Origin of the sequence: Streptomyces griseoruber, assembly GCF_001514205.1 — a bacterium.
GTDB lineage: Bacteria > Actinomycetota > Actinomycetes > Streptomycetales > Streptomycetaceae > Streptomyces > Streptomyces griseoruber.
Map to the genome: position 1 here is coordinate 29,465 of NZ_KQ948788.1, position 16,930 is coordinate 46,394.

Here is a 16,930-nt window from a genome sequence, read left to right on the forward strand (position 1 = left end):
GCAGGACGACCAGGCTGTAGAAGACGCCGCCCGCGGCCAGGACCGCGGCGGCGAAGGTGACCGTGAGGGCTCGGCCGACCTTGAAGGTTCTAGTGCCGCGGCAGGCAACGTTCGCCCCGTCGCGACGCCCGGCACGCACTCTCGCCGCACCGGCCGAAAGCCCAAGTACGTCCAGTACGAGGACTTCCGGCCGGCACGCCGAGAGCACGCACCGGACGCCGCTCCTTGACGGGCAAACGTTGCCTGCCGCGGCACTAGCCGTAGGCCAGCAGCGCTGACGCGGAGATCTGCACCGGATGGGGCCCTTCGTTGTTGATTACCACATAGGTCGAAGGGGGGAGGCCGTCTAGGAGGTCGGTCATCATCGCCTCGGACAACTCAGCCCCTTCGGCGAAGTCCAGCACCCCGGTCGAGGCGTACGCGCGTGAGCTGTAGACATGGACGGCGTGGCGCCCGTCGTACACCTTCGCGAGAGCGGGGTGACGGCCATCGCCATCTGCAGTGATGTACCAGACACGGCTCCTGCACAGGGCTGCTATGAGCTGATCGAGGACCGGCTCGCCAGCAGCGTATCGGGCGCACAGCCGGGCGATCTCGTCTTCCGCGATGACGGAGGGCAGGGCAGGGGATGTGGACATGGGTGGGGGCGGCGGGGCAGGGGTGGGTGGGGGCGGCGGGGCAGGGGATGCTGTGGCAGTGTCGGCCCTGTCGACTTTGTCGAGCCGGTAGGTGACCGGGTCGGTGGGGTTGATGTGGATCACGGCCTGTGGCGGGAGCGCCGCCAGCAGTTCCGCGCCAGACATCCGGGTGGTCGTGAGGCCGTCGGGCACGTGGCTTGGTGAGGTGAAGACCGCCGTCTCGCGGGGTGTGGTGTGGGGCGCTGTTGCGGAAAGGGCAGGACCGGCCACCGCGACGGTGGCCGACTCGAGCGCCCGCACCACCGCGGTTTCGGGCCCATAGCCGGTCAGGGCCAGCTGGGCGGCCTCGTCCACGGGATCCGTGGCCGGCGGGAACCGCAGCGCGACGGGCGAGGGACGATAGTTATCGTTGGCGGTGTACCCGGAGATCTCGCCGTCTGTGTCGATGTGGAACGCGCCCTGGACGCCGTGCCCCGGCACCTCGCCCTGCGGGTCGAAAGCGGGATCGATGGCGTACAGATACCCTCCGGGCGTGCGCCGCGCAGCAGCCCTCATTTCCTCGGTCACTGGTGGGATTTCGGCCCTGACCTCCGCGGCCGTCCGTACGGCGGGCAGGCACGGCTCTTCCTCAGTAGGGTCCAGGTACCGGGCGCGGACTTCCCGTGCCCGTGCGTCGTCTCCCATCGTGCGCAGGGCCAGTGACAGGCTGTGCGCGGTGGCCTTGACGTCGTCGATCGCCCCTTCGGGACGCGGCCCCTGGGCCTCCTTGAGGGCCAGCGCCTCTTCGAGAAGGCTCACCGCCCGCGCTGCATCGCTGAACTCGCTATATGCCGTCCCGAGAGTGGCGAGCACGCTCGCCAGCTCCCCCGTCGCGCGAGGTTCGCCGCCCAAGCCGCGCAGCGTGGCGACGGCCTCCTCCAAGTGGTGGCAGGCCGCTTCCGCGGAGCCGGCCTCGGCGAGAGCCGCCCCCAGTTGGCCGAGCGCGGCCGCGAGGTCCAAGACGGCGTCGGGGTCGTGCGCGGCCAGGCCGCGCTGCACTTCCACCGCCTCCTCCGAGTGGCGAATCGCCTGGTCCGTCTGCCCGAGATCGTGCAGTACCGCTCCGTAGGCGCGGAGTACCTGTACCAAGCCGTACCGGGTGCCCGGCCGGTCGTCGCTCGCGAGGTGCCGCCGGTAGGCGGCGAGCGCCTCGGCGAGATGAGGAGCCGCCTGCTGCGGACGGCCTGCCTCCCGCAGCATCCTGCCGTAGTCGGTCATTGCGGCGGTCAGCTCAAGTTCGTAGCGGCCGGGGTTCTGCAGCGCGGCCTCGTGGTACAGCTGCAGCGCCTCCCCGGAGCAACTGGCGGCGGAGCGGGCCTGCCCGATGGCGAACAGCCGCAGGGAGTGCCGGTTCAGGATGGCCGCACGCTCTGCGATGTCCAGAGGATCCGGAGAGGACAGCGTCGACCATGTGCTCTCCACCGCTGCGGTGCTGACTTCGAGTGCGGCGTCGTCCCTGCCGGCTGTGGCCAGATCGCTGCTTGCCCGGGACAGTCGTTGGGCGATGCGTCCATTGGCCATCGCTTCACCTGACTCGCGCATATGGCCTGACAGTGACACCGCTTCGTCCGCTGCGCGGGAGGCACCCTGGAGGTCTTCGGTCCGCCTCAGGTCGCGGGCGTACTGGGCGAGTCTCGCCAGCCGGCCACTGGTCTGCCAGGGCCCGGTGCCCAGCTCGGCGTCCTGCTCCGTGCGGAGGAGCGTGCCAGAGATCGCGACGGCGATCCTGGCCCGGCTGTCACTGCCGGCGCAGAGCCGAGGAGGAGATTGAGCGCCTCTAGTTCCGAGACAGCCAGCCGGGGCGCGGCAGCGGTCGTGTCACGTTCGGTGACCGCTGCCAGGATCTGTTGCTCGAACCGGTCCGGGGCCATATCCAGTGCGGCGGCCACAAAGCCCCGGGTGTGTTCGAGGATCAGAGTGCTCGCGGCGCCTCCGAGGCGCCGCGAGGCCGTCGCCAAGGCCGTCGGTTCCTCGTCCGCCGTCGCCAGTGCTCTGATGAGGACGCGGGCGCAGTGCCTGCCCTCGAACCAGTCGTCCGTCTCGCACAGGGTGCGGAACAGATGCTCGGCTTCGCCGTCCGAGCGGCTGTCGGCCGCCAAAGTGTGCAGCACCGAGTCGGCCAGGCGGTCCGGCCCGGGGGCCCACCACAGCGAGCCGTCATCGCCGGGGTAGAGGACCTGCAGTTGTCTCGCCTTCGTGGCGAGATCGCTGTCCGCCGCCCCTGTCTCGACGCGCCGCAGGGTCCGCAGTGCGGCCGCTTCGTCAGGCGGGTCGTGCAGGCAGACCAGTGAGAGGAGCAGACGTGCGCGCTCATGGCCGATGGGAACACCGGCGGCAGTGAACGCGCCTGCCATGTAACGCTGTTCGTGTTCGATCAGCCCGGTGATCGGATGGTCCCGGTGATCCAGCGAGGCGGTACGGCCTTCCACGGTGTCGAGGACACGCAGCAGTGCCGCGGCGTACAGATGCAGCGTGCTGTGGACGACGCTGGGGAGGTCCCCGCTGATCCAGTGCGCCGATCCGGCAGCCAGGCTCATGCCCGCCTGCTCCGCGGCTCGCAGGAACCCGCCGGTCGCGTCCCGCCACACCGCGTCCAGCTCGGCGGCACCCATCCCTTCCGTGACCGGCGGCAGTCGTGTCACCCGCCGTTCGATCCAGTGATGTCGGTGGCTGCCGACGGACAGTTCCTCCCACCATTCTCCGGTGTCTCGGGCGAGCAGGAGCAGCTTGACGACGGGTACGTCGTGCAGGGTGGGGAGTTCGGTGACGGTGCGGAGCAGTTCCTCGACCCGCGACCGGTGTACTTCGGCGGAGTCGACCACGAGGAGGGCCCGTCCGGACAGCCGCGGCAGCGCGGCGACGGCGGCGAGTTGCCGGTCCCAGCGGCGGGCCGACCGGGCGAGCGAGCTGGCCATCGCCTCCGCGCCGCCGGTGTGCGGCGCAAAGGAGCGTTCGAGGTCGAGTACACCGGCCGTCCAGCCCTGGGCTCTGAGCCGGGCGCAGACCTGCCGGGCGAGGGTGGTCTTGCCCTGTCCGGAGGGGGCGCAGACGAGCCGCAATGCGGTGCCCGGGCCGTCGCGTGCCCACCCGACCAAGTCCGCCTCCTCGGGCCGACTGACCAAGGGGTGCAGTCCGGCTTCGGGGGTGAGCCAGGTCCACGGCCGGGACGTCGGGGCGACCGGCTCAGGGCCGAACAGCAGGCGTTCGGCGTCGGTGCGGGAGGCGGGCGCGGGGGGTTCGACGTGGCCGCCGTCGGCGTAGTAGATGACGACGTTTCCGTCCCCGGTTACCACGACGGAGTCGATGATGTGCTCGGCGGCGACCCAGCGGCCGCCGACGGGCGTGGACTCGGAGCTCACCCGTCTATCCGGTTGTTGTCGCCGGTGACGACGGCGCCGCCGGTCATGTGATGGACATTCACGGCACGCTCGCCGAGCGTCGTGACACGGGCGCCCGACTGGGCGAGCAACGCGGCGAGCTCGGCGGCCAGCTCGGCGTCGCCTTCGAGGATGCGGCGCAACTGGCCACGCAGAGCTGCCTGAAAGTCGGGGTCCTCAGGGTCGTCCGCCACGTCGCGGACGGCGGATTCGAGCTCCTGCCGGTGCCTGTTGCGCCGTGTGAACCTCTGCAGGATTTCCCGACCGAGCGACACGGTGGCGTCCGTTGCCTGATCTCTGACGCGGGTGAGCACGGCGGTTCCGTAGGCACTGATCGCTGTGACGATGTAGGGCGTGATCTCCGCTGCGGTCAGACTGGCATCCATGAGCGATCACCCGCTCCACTCGGCTGGCGCGACCTCGAGTGGGCGCGCGTGGCCCTCGTGGTTCCACGGTAGCGGCGAAAGACGGCACCCTCCACCGCGCCACTGCGGCCGGAGAGCGTGAGAGTCCCTGCCCCGCCGCGGACGACGACGACCGCAAATTGCACGTAGGGAGGCGGCATGACAGAGACCGGCGAGCGGTCCGGCACGAGGGTCCCGCGATGGCTGAAAGCGAGTCCCTGTTCGGCGACCACCACATGCACGATCCGAAGGGCGTACGCTTCCACCGCCCAAGGCGGCCGCCATCCTCTGCACCATCAATACGCGCGCTGGCCAGGCCGCCCCATTTCCTGATTTTGAAAGCCGATGGCGGCCTCGGTACGACTCAGTCGGCCCGCCGACGCGGAGCCTCGCCGCCCATGGCGAAAGTCCTCGTGGTGCCAATGATCGCGGCAGCCAGGGAGCTGGCCGCGTGGTCGTCCATGGCACACAAACCGCCTTGCCCCCCGCTCCACCAGGACGACGGGTCCACGCTGGAGCTATGCGGTGACTCTGTCCGTGGCCTCGGTGTCGTCGTCGAAGGTCATCTCCGGTGCGGGCCGGCGGAAGCCCTTGGTCAGGACGGCCAGGTAGACGACGCCGATCGCCAGCCAGACGCCGCCGATCTGGAGTGCGACGTCACCGAGCTTCGTGAGCAGGTAGAGGGAAACGCCGGCGCCGATGGCCGGCATAACCAGGTACGAGAAGAGATTGGGGGTGCGGCCGTGTCTGCGCTCTCGGACCAGGTGGGCGATCACGCAGACGTTCACCAGGGTGAAGCCGAGGAAGGCGCCGAAGTTGATGAATGACGTGGCTGTGGTCAGGTCGAGTTTCATGGCGATGACGCCGGCGGCCGCGGTCAGCAGCAGGTTCAAGACGGGCGTGCCGGTCTTCTGTGACAGGTTGCCGAAGACGGCCTTGGGCAGTGCGCCGTCGCGTCCCATGACGTACATGAGGCGGGCGGCGGAGGCTTGCAGGGCGATACAGGAGGCGATGGATCCGGCGATGGTGACGAAGTTGATGATCTCGGCGTACGTCTCGCCGCCGACCTGGACCTTCAGGTGATAGGCGGCCGCGTCGACGTCGGCGAACTTCGCGCCGGGGTGGACCAGTTGCATCACGAAGGACAGCACGATGAAGATCGCTCCGGCGGCGATGACGCAGCCGATGATGCCGCGGCCGATCGTCCTCGCCCCGCCCCTGGCCTCCTCGCCCAGCGTGGAGACGGCGTCGAAGCCGAGGAAGGAGTATGCGGCGATGGCGGCGGCCGCGGTGACCGCGCCGATCGAAGTGCCGGAGTTCCACAGGGCGTCCGTGGCGGGGGCGGAGGAGCCGTGCTTTCCGAGGAAGACGACACACAGGGTGGCGAAGAGGACCAGCGAGCCCAGAGCGATGAACATCAGGACCTTGTTGACGCGGTCCGCGAGCTTCATGCCGAAGACGTTGATGGCGGTGGTGATGCCCACCGAGACGATCAGCCAGACCCACTTGGGTATGTCAGGGAACTGGGCGTTGAAGTAGATCGCCGTGATCAGCCAGCCGACCATCGGGATGAAGAAGTAGTCGAGCAGCATCGCCCAGCCGGACAGGAAACCGATGCGGCTGTCGAGCATCCTGCGGGCGTAGGTGTAGACCGACCCCGCGCCGGGCACGGCGCGCGCCATCTTCGCGTAACTCAGCCCGGTGAGCAGCATCGCGAGGGTGGCGACGGCGAACGCGGTCGGGGCCACGCCGTCGCTGGTGGCGGCGACCACTCCGAACATCGTGACGACGATGCCGGGGGAGATGTAGGCCAGGCCGAACAGGACGACGGAGAGGAGGCTCAGGTCGCCCCTCAGTCTCATGCTGTTCTCTGTGGTCTCGCTGTTCATCGTGGTGGTTCCTCGGTGGTGTTGGCGGGGTTCCAGGTGGCGGGGTCGATGCGGCCGCCGTACAGCGGGAGGGCGAGGGCCGGGTCGCCGGGGCGGAATTGGTCCCAGATCCGGTTGAGACCGGCGGTGCCGTAGCGGCGGACGTTGCTGACCTCGTCGAGGTCGATCACGTCGGTGAGGGTGGAGTCGCCGGCATCGACGGTTTCGGCGCGCACCGTGCCCTGTGGATCGATGACGAGGCTGCGGCCGATCCCGGATGGGGCCGCGGAGTTGACGCTGGCGACGAAGACCTGATTGGTGATGGCGTTGGCGCGGCTGAGGACGACTTCCTGCGCGCGGTCGCTCGTCGGCGTGCGGACCACGTTGACGATCAACTCTGCGCCCATCCAGGCCAGATGGCGGGAGATCTCCGGGAACCAGGTGTCGTAGCAGATGGACAGTCCGATGCGGCCGACCCCGGCGAGGTCGACGACCTCGAACCGGTTGCCGGGTGTGGTCGTCTCGTACGGACGCCACGGGCAGATCTTGCGGTACGCGGCGAGGCGCTCACCCTGTGGTGAATAGACCGGTGTCGTGTTGTGGACGCGGTCGTCGGTGCCTCGCTCGTAGACGCTGCCGGGTACCAGCCAGATGCCCAGATCCCCCGCGAGCGCGGCGAAGGCCGCATCGCGTTTGCCGTCGAGCGGCTCGGCGGCCTCCTTCGGGGCGGCGGGGACGCCGGGGGCGCTCTCGCCGAGGTGCAGTTCGGGGTAGACGACGAGGGCGCCGGGTGCGCGCAGTTTCACGCGCCGCTCCACGTCGGCGGCAAAGCCTGCGAGGTCGTCGGCCGGGCGGTCGGGCGCCTGGGCGAGGATCAGGGGCAGGGGGCGGGCCATGCGGGAACACCAGCCAATCGAAGGGAGGGTTCTACGAGGAGAAGTCGACGGAGATTCGGGCACCGGTAACCAGAAATTTCGGTGAAATAAGAATGCGGCCAGTCAGCCATAGCCTCAAATACTTGAGAGGATTGATTATCATGCCTTTGAGGCATGAAGGCGTCATGCATCCTCCGTCTCCCGAGGGACCACCGCCATGGAAATCCGAGTGCTGCGCTACTTCCTGACCATCGTGGAGACCGGTTCCGTCACCAAGGCTGCCGAGGTGGTCCGCGTCGCCCAGCCCTCGCTGTCGCGCCAACTGCGCGGTCTGGAAGCGACCTTGGGGATGACACTCTTCGACCGCGGCGGCAAGCAGATGGTCCTGACGGCGGCTGGCCGGCGCTTCCTTCCCCTGGCCCGCGACCTGGTCGCCCGCGCGGACGCCGCCGAGGCCGCAGTCGGTGCGCTGGCTGCCGGTCGTGCCATGCGGATCACCGTGGCGGCGCCGCCCACCACCATCACCGACGTGATCGCGCCGTTCCTGGCCACCTGGGGGCCGGAGGATCCGCTCGTCACCGTGCAGGCGGAGAGTCCGGCACATGCGTACCAGGCCCTTGCGAGGGGCGCCGATGTAGCCATCTCCTCGGCACCTCCGAGGAGCCGTTTCGCCGGGCTCCCGGTGGCCCGCCTGCCGCTGTGGGCCTACGTCCGTGCCGACCATGCCTGGGCGGACCGGGACCGCGTCACCATCAGGGAACTTGCCGCGGAGCCCCTCATCGTCCTCACCCCGGCGCACGGCACCCGCCGCATCCTGGACCATGCCGTGCAGGATGCGGACGCCTCGTACGACATCGTGCTCGAATGCGACACCCCGCACGTCGCACAGGCCATGGCGGCTTCGGGCCATGGTGTCGCGGTGGTCTCCGACGATCCCCGCTTCGACCTGCACCCGCTGCTGATCCTCGACAGCACGGGCGAACCGCTGCAGATCCACCTGCACGCGGCGTGGGGCGCCGACCACTATGCGCTGCGCAGCATCGAGGCATTCGCGGCCGGGTTGTCACGTTTTTGTGTCGAGCGGTACGGGCCACAGGTCGCCGCCCGCCTGTGAACTGCAGCGACGACTACATACCACGGCCCTCACCACGACACGAGGCGTGACCGCACGCCGACCCGACGGCCGACAGTCCAAGGAGAGCTGGAGGTATGCCCGGCAGGCAGCCTGACCAGATCGGGCAGGCATTGGACGGCGGCCCCGGCGCGCCCCACCATGCGGCGATATCCCGCATCAGCTGCCAGCCCGAGAGGACCTCGGACCATGCCGAGACCGTTCCATGCCCGACGGCTACGCCGTGCCGCCGCTGCCGCCGTGCTCGCGGGGCTGTTCGCCGTCCCGCTGCCGACGATGGCGGCGCCTGCCGCAACCGCACCCGTACCGGGTGATCCGCTCACCGGAAGCGGTGCGGTGAACCGGACCGAACTCACCGCCGGCCAACTCGCCCGGGGTACTGCCGACGACACCGTGCCCGACAGTGCCTTCGCCCTGCCGGCGCAAGCAGCGCCACCCACCCACAGTTTCGAAGGCACCCTCACCCTCGACAGCCTCTCCACCGCCGGCGGATTCCGCGCACTGAGGGACCCGAACGGATACGGAGACGCAGCAGCCACCCGGCACCTACCGCCGGTCGACATCGCGCTCGTGCAGAACGGCAGCCATCTCGTCCCTGCGAAGCGCGGGCTGCAGTACACGGGGAACCAGGCGTGGAATCTGGCGGTGGGACCCGGCCGCGCGTGGAACGAGGACGGCGACGGCCAACGCACCCGCGCCTCCCTGCCGTTCGCGCTCGTCGAGCGCAACGCCAATTGCGTGCACAACGGCGCCCTGACGTTCCTCTTCGACCACACATCGATCTCCGAAGTCCGCTACCAGATCACCGCGGAGACCTGCGAGTACTTCCAGTTCGACATGTGGGGCCAGGTACCGGCCGACTACCGGCCCGGCCCCGTCGACGGCGCCGAGAACCTGCGCGACGCGTACGCCTCCGAGGTCGGGGACCGGCTCCCGACCAAGCCCATCTCGGCGCTGGCCACCGACTACCCGGACCGTGGGGTGGACGTGGCGAAGTTCGGCTCCGGCATCACGCCGTCCGCGCTGAGCACCTTCGGCTTCTACTTCGGCGGAGTCCACTACGTGGGCAACTGCCGGACCCGGCATGGGGAGTACCCGTTCTGCGGCCAGATGCTGCTGCCTTCGTACTCGACCGCGAAGTCGGCGTTCGCGGGAACCGCCATGCTGCGTCTGGCGCAGCGATACGGCCCGGCCGTGGCCCAGGAGAAGCTCTCCGACCGAATCCCCGAGACCGCCGACAACACTGCCTGGAGCGACGTCACCCTCGACCGCACCCTCGACATGGCCACCGGGAACTACACCTCGCCCGGCTACGAGACCGACGAATCGGGCCGCATGGCGGACTTCTTCGCGGCCGAGCCCTACGCCGACAAGATGCGACTCGCCCTGTCCTTCCCGCGAAAGGCCAGCCCCGGCAGCAAGTGGGTCTACCACACCTCGGACACCTTCCTCGCCAGCCGCGCGATGAACAACTACCTGCAGGACAAGGCCGGTTCGGACGCCGACATCTTCGACATGCTCCGTGACGACGTGCTCGAACCCATCGGCGTCGGGCCCGAGTCCCTCGTCTCCTCCCGTACCGACAACAGCCCCGGCGGGGCACCCTTCGGCGGCTACGGCATGTTCTGGACGCAGGACTCCGTCGCCCGGTTCGCGAAATTCCTCAACAACGACCACGGCGCCGTCAACGGAACGCAGATACTCGACCCGACACTGCTCGCGGCCACCATGCAACGCACACCGCAGGACCGGGGCATGACCACCACCGGCACCAAGCCCATGAAGTACCAGAACGGCTTTTGGGGCGCCGAGTTCACTTCCGCCGACAACCCCGCCTACACCAGCCCTTTCTACGTACCATTTATGTCGGGATACGGCGGCATCACCGTCGCGATGATGCCGAACGGCGCCACCTACTACTACTTCAGCGACAACAACGAGTTCAGCTGGAACGCCGCCGTCGCCGAAGCCGACAAGCTAGCGCCCATGCCCGGCGCGGCAGTTACTGCGAGGTAGACCCCATAAGACGCACCCTTGTCGGCCTGGGATGCTTCGCCTGACTATGGCCGTTGCCGGGGTGTCCCACCCGAACCCTTCCAGGTTCGATAGGAGACTCCGGCCAGCCGACAGTCGCTGAGGGGTGGACAGTTCAGGCTCCTTCGTGTGGTCACGCTCCTGCCCGTCGGGTACTGCAACCGACGGGCAGGAGCGTGCCTGAGTGCGTCACCGGGGCGGGATCGTGATCAAGCGATGACGCACAGGCTCTACTGAGACTGCTTGGTCTCGTTCGGGTCACGCGATGAGCTTGAGGTTGTGAGAGATGACGAGTCCGGCGGCGCCGAGCACCGTGGCGTGATCGTTGGCCTCGGCGAGGACGATCCGGGGGGGACCGGCCGCGTGTTGCAGGACTCGTGATTGCACGTGGTCTTCGATCTTGCGGCGGAAGGTGTCGCCTCCGGCGATGGCGTGGCCATGCAGGATGAACAGGCCAGGCGCCAGGATCTGCTGGAGGTTGACGATTCCCAGCGAGATGTTGTGGGCGAATCGGTCGAGCAGCTCGTCGGCGCCGGGGTGCTGGCGGGCGGCCAGGCGGGCGAGTGATCCGGTGGTCATGGTCTGGGCGGCGGGCAGGCCCAGGGTTGCGGCTTCGTCGCGCAGCCATTCGTCGGTGGCGATGGTCTCCCAGCATCCTCGCTGGCCGCAGGGGCAGTTGCGGCCATCCAGTTGGACGACGGTGTGCCCGATCTCGCCGCCGGCTCCGGCTTGGCCGCGCTGCACGGTGTCGTCGATCACGAGTCCCACGCCCAGCACGTCGGCGAGGTAGAGCGAGGCGAACGAGTGGACGCCACGGGCCTGCCCGAACCAGCGGTCGCCCAGTGCCTGAGCGCGGGGGTGGTGATCGAGATAGACCGGCAGGCCGACTCTTTCGGACACCAACGGTCCCAGGGGCAGTCCACTGAGCACGGGGGCAAGGTTGGCTTTGATGATCGTGCCGGTGTCGGTGTTGACCATGCCGCCGACCGCGACGCCCACGCCTAGAGGCGGTGCGCCCTCTGCCGGTAGCACGCGGTTCAGGCAGTCCACGACGCAGTCGATGACCGTGTCGGCGTCGCGGGTGTCCGGAAGGAACGTGCCGGTCGACGTCGACAGTACGTCTCCCGCCGTGCTGACCAGGGCGGCATCGACCTGTCCGGGCATGAGGTGGACGGCTGCGATGGGAGGGCCGGATGGGGAGAACCACAGGGGTCGGGCGGGCTTGCCGCCGGTCGCACCGCTGGACCGTGGGTCCCCCTCGACGAGGATGCCGCTGTCGATCATCGGCTGGACGATCGTGCCGATTGCGGCCCGGGTGGTGCTGGTGAGCCGGGCCAGATCCGAGCGGGACAGCGGGCCGATGTCGTAGAGGGACTGCAGCACCCGGGAGCGGTTGACCTGGTGGGCCAGGCTCGGGGAGATCAGCGGGGTGGCCGCGCGCTCGCGCCGTGGTGACACCGCGCGAGCGCGTGAGTCCTGGCGATCGTGGACGGACGTCAAGGCTGCTCCATCGGTTCGATTCCGGTAGGGCCGTTTCTGGCAATGCCAGTATAGATCGCATACAAACCTCTTGTCCCGCGTGGGTGCCCAGAGGTGGCCAGCTCAACTCAGAGCACCCCGGGTTGGCGCCGAATAATCAGCCTTTATCAGGCTAAGCACACTCCAGTGATCGGCGAGGTCGACTCTTGACAACCTCAGGTTCGCATTGAGAACGTACAAACCTCGGTAGGGATGACGCAGGTCACATCTCGCAGCTGAACCCCCGCCGCAGTCCTCAACCCCAGCTGTTGCACAGGAGGTCTTCATGTTGAACGTCGGCATTGTTGGCGGGGGGATTCGCGGGCACATGTACGCGCAGTCGCTGGACGGCTTCCCGGACGTGCGTGTCCGTGCCGTCTGCGACCTGAACCATCAGGCCGCGCAGAAGGTGGCAGACGAGTTCGGCCTCGCACCCTTCACCGATCACCGCACGATGCTCGAGCAGACCGAACTCGACGCGGTGATCGTGGCGACACCCGATTTCGCCCACCGCGAAGCCGCCGTGGACGCGGCAGCCAGTGGCGCGCACCTGCTGATCGAGAAGCCACTGGCCACGACCGCCGAGGACTGCGCCGCGATCAGCGATGCGGTGCAGCGGGCCGGGGTGCAGTGCATGGTCGGATTCGAGAACCGGTGGAATCCGGCTATCCGCCGGATCCACGACTTGTCGGCCTCCGGCGAGCTGGGAGATGTGCTGACGCAGAACATCCTGCTCAGCAACACCTACTATGTGCCGACCACGATGATTCCGTGGGCGGCGAAGTCCTCGCCGGCATGGTTCTTGATGAGCCACACCGTCGATGCCGCGGTCTGGGTGGCGGACAAGCGCGTGACATCGGTGTTCGCGAGCGGCTCGCGCGGTCGTCTGGCGGAGCTGGGCGTGGACACCTGGGATGTCGTCCATGCGCTGCTGGCCTTCGACGACGGCACCACGGCCAATCTGACCTCAACCTGGGTGCTGCCGGATTCGTCGCCGTCGGTCGTGGATTTCCAGTACAAGGCCGTGGGCACCAAGTCCGCCGTCGACGTGGATCTGCAGGACCACGGCATTCGCCATGCGGGCGAGGCATACAAGTGGCCCGGCCTGCTCGGCGGCGAGATCGACGGACGCCTGCAAGGGCCGCCCACCTGGATGGTGCAGTCCTTCGTCTCCAGGCTCAATGCCGGTGAGCCCGTCGGCCCCGGCCTCGACCAGGGAGTTCTGGTCACCGACATTGTCCTGGCCGTCCTGGAGTCCCTGCGCACCGGCGAGGTCACACCGATCAACCGGAGGCCGGCCGGCTGACCGTCGGCCGGTCCTCAAGGGGACATGCTGCGAGAACAAGGATTGACATGACACCGAATATGACTGCTGTGGCAGAGCGCCCAAGCTTGCGCGGCGCCGTGGCCAAGCAGGGTAACCGTTACCGCGACTACGCCCTCGTGGCCGTCTTCGCGACCGAGGTCCTCTTCTGGACCCTGCAGAGCCCCGCCTTCCTGACCCTCAACAACCTCCTCAACATCGCCAGACAGGCGTCAACCATCGGGATCATGGCGGTCGGTATGACCTACGTGATCCTCATAGCCGGGATCGACCTCTCGGTCGGCAGCCTGGTCAGCTTCACGGGCATGCTGATCGCCTCGACACTGATCGGGATCGACAGCATCATCGCCGCCCTCGCCGTGGCACTCGGCTTCGGCGCCGTATCGGGACTGTTCAGCGGCTACCTGGTCTCACGGCTCCACGTACCGGCCTTCATCGCCACGCTCAGCCTGATGCAGGTCTACCTCGCCGGCGCGCAGCTGTGGAACGACGGCGGACCCCTGTCGGTAACCAACTCCGCCGTCCTCATGCTGGGGTCCGGCTACATCGGCCCGGTGCCGGTCCCGGTGGTGGTCTTCGCAGTGATTCTCCTGTGCGGCCACTGGGTCCTGTCTCAAAGCGTCTTCGGCCGGCATGTCTACGCGATCGGTGGCAATCCCGAGGCGGCACGTCTGGCCGGCATCCCGGTCCGGCGGGTGACGCTTACCGTCTACGCACTCAGCGGAGCCCTCGCCGGGCTGGCGGCACTGCTCTTCGTCGGCAGGCTGGCCACCGCCAGCCCGCTCACCGGCACCGGCCTGGAACTGCAGGTCATCGCCGCCGTGATCGTCGGCGGATGCAGCCTCTTCGGAGGCAAGGGCAACCTGCGAGACACCCTGCTCGGCGTGCTTGTCCTGACCATGCTCCAAAACGGGCTCACCCTCGTGGGCGTGTCCGGCTTCTGGCAGAACTTCGCCACCGGCGTCGCGGTGCTGCTCGCCGTTCTCCTCTCGGGGGACGTCCTGGCCAAAATGCGCAAGAAAGAGGCATGACCATGAATTCGATGTTCCAGCGCCGTACCACGCGGCTGACTTTCGCAGGACTGACCGCTTCGTTGTCCGTGGCCGTCGTGGCCTGCAGCGCAACGGGCCCGGGAGGCTCGTCGGTGAAGGACACCTCCGACAGGCAACTCGTCATCGGTCACAGCTACCAGGACCTCTCCAGCCCGTACTTCGCCGACGAGCGCAAGGTGGAGAAGGCGCTGGCTGCGAAGAACGGCTACAGCTACGTCGCCACCCAGGCGTCGAACAATCCGGCCACCCAGCTCACCGACATCGAGAACCTCATCTCCCGCAAGGTCAACCTTCTGGTGATCGACGCGATCGACCCGAACGCGGTGGTGCCCGGGATCAAGAGCGCGAACAGCGCCGGAATCCCGGTGGTCATGCTGATCCGCAAACCCGCGGGCGGCGACTACAGGAGTCTGGTCTACCTCGACAGCATCAAGGACGGGGCCACCGCCTGCTCCGAGGTCGCCAAGCGCCTGGGCGGCAAGGGCAAGGTCGTCAACCTGACCGGACCGCTGGACATCCTCGCCGCGAAGGAGCGGTCCACCGGCTGCACGAACGAGCTGAAGAAGTATCCCGGCATCGAGATCGTCGCCAGCCCGCAGACGGACTTCACCCAGCGGGACGCCGAGCAGAAGATGACCGACGTCCTGCAGGTGCACCATGACGTCGACGCAGTCTTCGGCGGCAACGACGACATCGCCCTCGGCGCCATCCGCGCGTTCACCTCTGCCGGCATCGACCCCAAGACCAAGGTCGTGATCGGCATCGACGGAACGCAGGCCGGGCTCCAGGCCGTGTGCAACGGCACCTACACGCAGTCCCTCGCGACGTTCCCCGTCAAGGAGGCCGAGATCGTCATGGACACCGCCGCCAAGATCCACACGGGCAAGTCCGTGCAGAAGGAGGTCCTCTTCCCGGCCGTGCCTGTCAACGCGGACAACATCAAGGCGGCGGTGAAGACCGCCGGATACCCGATCACGTCCTGTCCTGCCGCCAAGTGACGAACGACAACCGCAAAGGAGAGCGGCCATGCAGGAACTTGAACAGCGTCCTGGCGGCGTGACGGGGCCGGCGCCCGCGGTCTTGGCACAAGGCGTCACCAAGCGCTTCGGCGGCGTGGTGGCACTGGACAACGTGACCTTCTCAGCCCGGGCGGGAGAGGTGACCGCCCTGGTCGGAGACAACGGCGCAGGCAAGTCCACCTTGATCCGGTGCCTGTCCGGTGTGCACTCACCCGACGAAGGGGGACTGTTCATGAACGGGGCGCCGGTGACCTTCTCCGGCCCCAACGACGCACGGCTTGCGGGCATCGAGACGGTGCACCAGAACCTGGCCCTGGCCGACAACCTGGACGTCGCGGCGAACCTCTTCCTCGGCCGGGAACTGTCCGGCGGCCCCCGCTCACTGTTCCGTCTGCGGAAGAAGCCCATGGAAGCCAAGGCGGCCGAACTGATCGACGAGTACGGGATCCGCATGCCCAACATCAAGGCGAAGGTGGGCGCCATGTCGGGCGGCCAGCGCCAAGGCATCGCCATCGCCAGGGCAGTCGGCTGGGGCAGTGAGGTCGTGCTGATGGACGAGCCCACCGCCGCACTGGGCGTGAAGGAGACCGGGCGCGTGCTGGAAGTTGTCAGGTCCCTCGCCGATCGCGGTCTGGCGGTCGTGTTGATCAGCCACAACATCGAGCAGGTCATGCAGGTGTCGGACTTCGTGTGGGTGCTGCGAGGCGGGCACATGATCGCCGATCTGCGGGCCGAGAACACAAACACCCAGGAAGTGGTTCACTACATCACCACTGGCGTAGGTCTCGGCGCATGACAGCCGGGGAGCCAAGCTCCCCGGCCGACGCCGGACCGCCATCGCACGAGTACGGGCAATACCAGAAGAACACAGTCAGGGGCGCGACAGTCAGGCGCGCCGACTGTCCCGTCTCATTGACTCTGACTACGTGACCGTCGGCGACGCAACCCGCGCCCCCTGAGCAGGCGTGAGAAGAGACTCCTCAGCATGGTCGAGCCGTCGTGGGGCGGGCCGGGCCGAGACCGACGCCGCAAGGTGCCGATGCCGAAGTCGTCGATGCCCTCGTCTACTGGCCAGGTCGGTCGTTGATGTGGTCATGGGTGGGGACCTTGCTGATGGCAGGGTGTGGGCGGGTGAACTGGCCGCTCTGCATGAGCGGTTCGTGCAGCGTTTCAACATGTCGGAGCCGCGTGAATCAGCTCTTGCCTATATGCGGGAGCTGGATGCTGAACCGGATCGAGTGGGACGCCGACGAGGTCCTGGACGACGTCCGTGCCTACGTCGTGGAACACCTCGGTGACCGCGATGCCGTCCTGATTGTCGACGACACCGGCTTCCTGAAGAAGGGCGTCCGGTCGGCCGGGGTGCAAAGGCAGTACTCCGGCACCGCCGGCTGTACCGAGAACTGCCAGATCGGTGTGTTCCTCGCCTACGCCACGGGCCGCGGACGCACGCTGATCGACCGTCGGCTGTATCTGCCCACGTCTCGTGGTCGGCCCGCTGCGGAGCCGCCCGATGGCATGGCTGAGCGGCGCAAACCCCGGGTATTGACGAGTCCCGCTGATCAGGAAGGTCGTCGGCGCGCGCGGGTCGGTGATCGGGTCTGGCGGATAGCCGAGCCGCTGGGGTAGAGACGGTCGCTAGTGCCGCGG

General features: G+C 68.0%; 12 protein-coding genes and 2 pseudogenes. 8 read left to right on the plus strand and 6 right to left on the minus strand.

The window, feature by feature from the left end; translation table 11 throughout:
* Positions 1 to 254: 254 nt before the first annotated feature.
* The 5 genes from AQJ64_RS41705 to AQJ64_RS41725 form a co-directional block, all read right to left on the minus strand.
* A complete protein-coding gene (locus AQJ64_RS41705; RefSeq protein ID WP_059203485.1) occupies positions 255 to 2,198 on the minus strand; it encodes a type VII secretion system-associated protein in 1,944 nt (647 codons plus the stop codon).
* Positions 2,199 to 2,284: 86 nt separating this feature from the next.
* Complete coding sequence (locus AQJ64_RS41710) at positions 2,285 to 4,036, minus strand: hypothetical protein (protein ID WP_055638697.1); 1,752 nt, start codon at positions 4,034 to 4,036, stop codon at positions 2,285 to 2,287.
* The gene (locus AQJ64_RS41715; RefSeq protein WP_055638696.1) at positions 4,033 to 4,440 is read right to left on the minus strand and encodes a hypothetical protein; all 408 of its coding nucleotides are present in this window, start codon (positions 4,438 to 4,440) and stop codon (positions 4,033 to 4,035) included. Before AQJ64_RS41715 ends, AQJ64_RS41710 begins: the two co-directional genes overlap by 4 nt.
* A gap of 536 nt (positions 4,441 to 4,976) precedes the next feature.
* Positions 4,977 to 6,347 (minus strand): APC family permease, encoded by a 1,371-nt coding sequence (locus AQJ64_RS41720; protein WP_055638695.1) that lies wholly within the window; start codon positions 6,345 to 6,347, stop codon positions 4,977 to 4,979.
* The gene (locus AQJ64_RS41725) at positions 6,344 to 7,222 is read right to left on the minus strand and encodes a carbon-nitrogen hydrolase family protein (protein WP_055638694.1); all 879 of its coding nucleotides are present in this window, start codon (positions 7,220 to 7,222) and stop codon (positions 6,344 to 6,346) included. Before AQJ64_RS41725 ends, AQJ64_RS41720 begins: the two co-directional genes overlap by 4 nt.
* A 208-nt stretch (positions 7,223 to 7,430) precedes the next feature.
* On the opposite strand from AQJ64_RS41725, the gene AQJ64_RS41730 reads away from it, so the two are divergent.
* Together AQJ64_RS41730 and AQJ64_RS41735 are read left to right on the plus strand one after the other, a co-directional pair.
* Positions 7,431 to 8,315 (plus strand): LysR family transcriptional regulator, encoded by an 885-nt coding sequence (locus AQJ64_RS41730; protein WP_244902725.1) that lies wholly within the window; start codon positions 7,431 to 7,433, stop codon positions 8,313 to 8,315.
* Between the two features lie 207 nt (positions 8,316 to 8,522).
* A complete protein-coding gene (locus tag AQJ64_RS41735) occupies positions 8,523 to 10,349 on the plus strand; it encodes a serine hydrolase domain-containing protein (protein ID WP_157881006.1) in 1,827 nt (608 codons plus the stop codon).
* Between the two features lie 276 nt (positions 10,350 to 10,625).
* On the opposite strand, the gene AQJ64_RS41740 is transcribed toward AQJ64_RS41735, so the two are convergent.
* Positions 10,626 to 11,867, minus strand: a complete 1,242-nt coding sequence (locus AQJ64_RS41740; protein ID WP_079062258.1) for an ROK family protein — start codon at positions 11,865 to 11,867, stop codon at positions 10,626 to 10,628.
* A 304-nt stretch (positions 11,868 to 12,171) separates the two neighbouring features.
* On the opposite strand from AQJ64_RS41740, the gene AQJ64_RS41745 reads away from it, so the two are divergent.
* The 6 genes and pseudogenes from AQJ64_RS41745 to AQJ64_RS52520 all read left to right on the plus strand — a co-directional run.
* Complete coding sequence (locus AQJ64_RS41745) at positions 12,172 to 13,191, plus strand: Gfo/Idh/MocA family protein (protein ID WP_079062259.1); 1,020 nt, start codon at positions 12,172 to 12,174, stop codon at positions 13,189 to 13,191.
* A gap of 47 nt (positions 13,192 to 13,238) precedes the next feature.
* Positions 13,239 to 14,240: an ABC transporter permease gene (locus AQJ64_RS41750; RefSeq protein ID WP_244902726.1), complete on the plus strand. Its 1,002-nt coding sequence runs from the start codon at positions 13,239 to 13,241 to the stop codon at positions 14,238 to 14,240.
* Between the two features lie 113 nt (positions 14,241 to 14,353).
* Complete coding sequence (locus AQJ64_RS41755; RefSeq protein WP_055635645.1) at positions 14,354 to 15,259, plus strand: sugar ABC transporter substrate-binding protein; 906 nt, start codon at positions 14,354 to 14,356, stop codon at positions 15,257 to 15,259.
* A gap of 28 nt (positions 15,260 to 15,287) precedes the next feature.
* Entirely contained in the window at positions 15,288 to 16,076 is a 789-nt protein-coding gene (locus AQJ64_RS41760; protein ID WP_055635646.1) for an ATP-binding cassette domain-containing protein, read from the plus strand.
* 298 nt (positions 16,077 to 16,374) lie between these two features.
* Positions 16,375 to 16,491 (plus strand): annotated as a pseudogene (locus AQJ64_RS52515) (IS701 family transposase); the annotation flags it as partial.
* Between the two features lie 10 nt (positions 16,492 to 16,501).
* A pseudogene (locus tag AQJ64_RS52520) lies at positions 16,502 to 16,795 on the plus strand (transposase); the annotation flags it as partial.
* Positions 16,796 to 16,930 lie beyond the last annotated feature (135 nt).

Bases quoted from the DNA above. Each gene is read 5' to 3' on its own strand.
- AQJ64_RS41720 (WP_055638695.1), bottom strand. From the start codon at position 6,347: ATGAACAGCGAGACCACAGAGAACAGCATGAGACTGAGGGGCGACCTG.
- AQJ64_RS41705 (WP_059203485.1), bottom strand. From the start codon at position 2,198: ATGGCCAATGGACGCATCGCCCAACGACTGTCCCGGGCAAGCAGCGAT.
- AQJ64_RS41760 (WP_055635646.1), top strand. From the start codon at position 15,288: ATGCAGGAACTTGAACAGCGTCCTGGCGGCGTGACGGGGCCGGCGCCC.
- AQJ64_RS41750 (WP_244902726.1), top strand. From the start codon at position 13,239: ATGACACCGAATATGACTGCTGTGGCAGAGCGCCCAAGCTTGCGCGGC.
- AQJ64_RS41735 (WP_157881006.1), top strand. From the start codon at position 8,523: ATGCCGAGACCGTTCCATGCCCGACGGCTACGCCGTGCCGCCGCTGCC.
- AQJ64_RS41745 (WP_079062259.1), top strand. From the start codon at position 12,172: ATGTTGAACGTCGGCATTGTTGGCGGGGGGATTCGCGGGCACATGTAC.
- AQJ64_RS41715 (WP_055638696.1), bottom strand. From the start codon at position 4,440: ATGGATGCCAGTCTGACCGCAGCGGAGATCACGCCCTACATCGTCACA.
- AQJ64_RS41725 (WP_055638694.1), bottom strand. From the start codon at position 7,222: ATGGCCCGCCCCCTGCCCCTGATCCTCGCCCAGGCGCCCGACCGCCCG.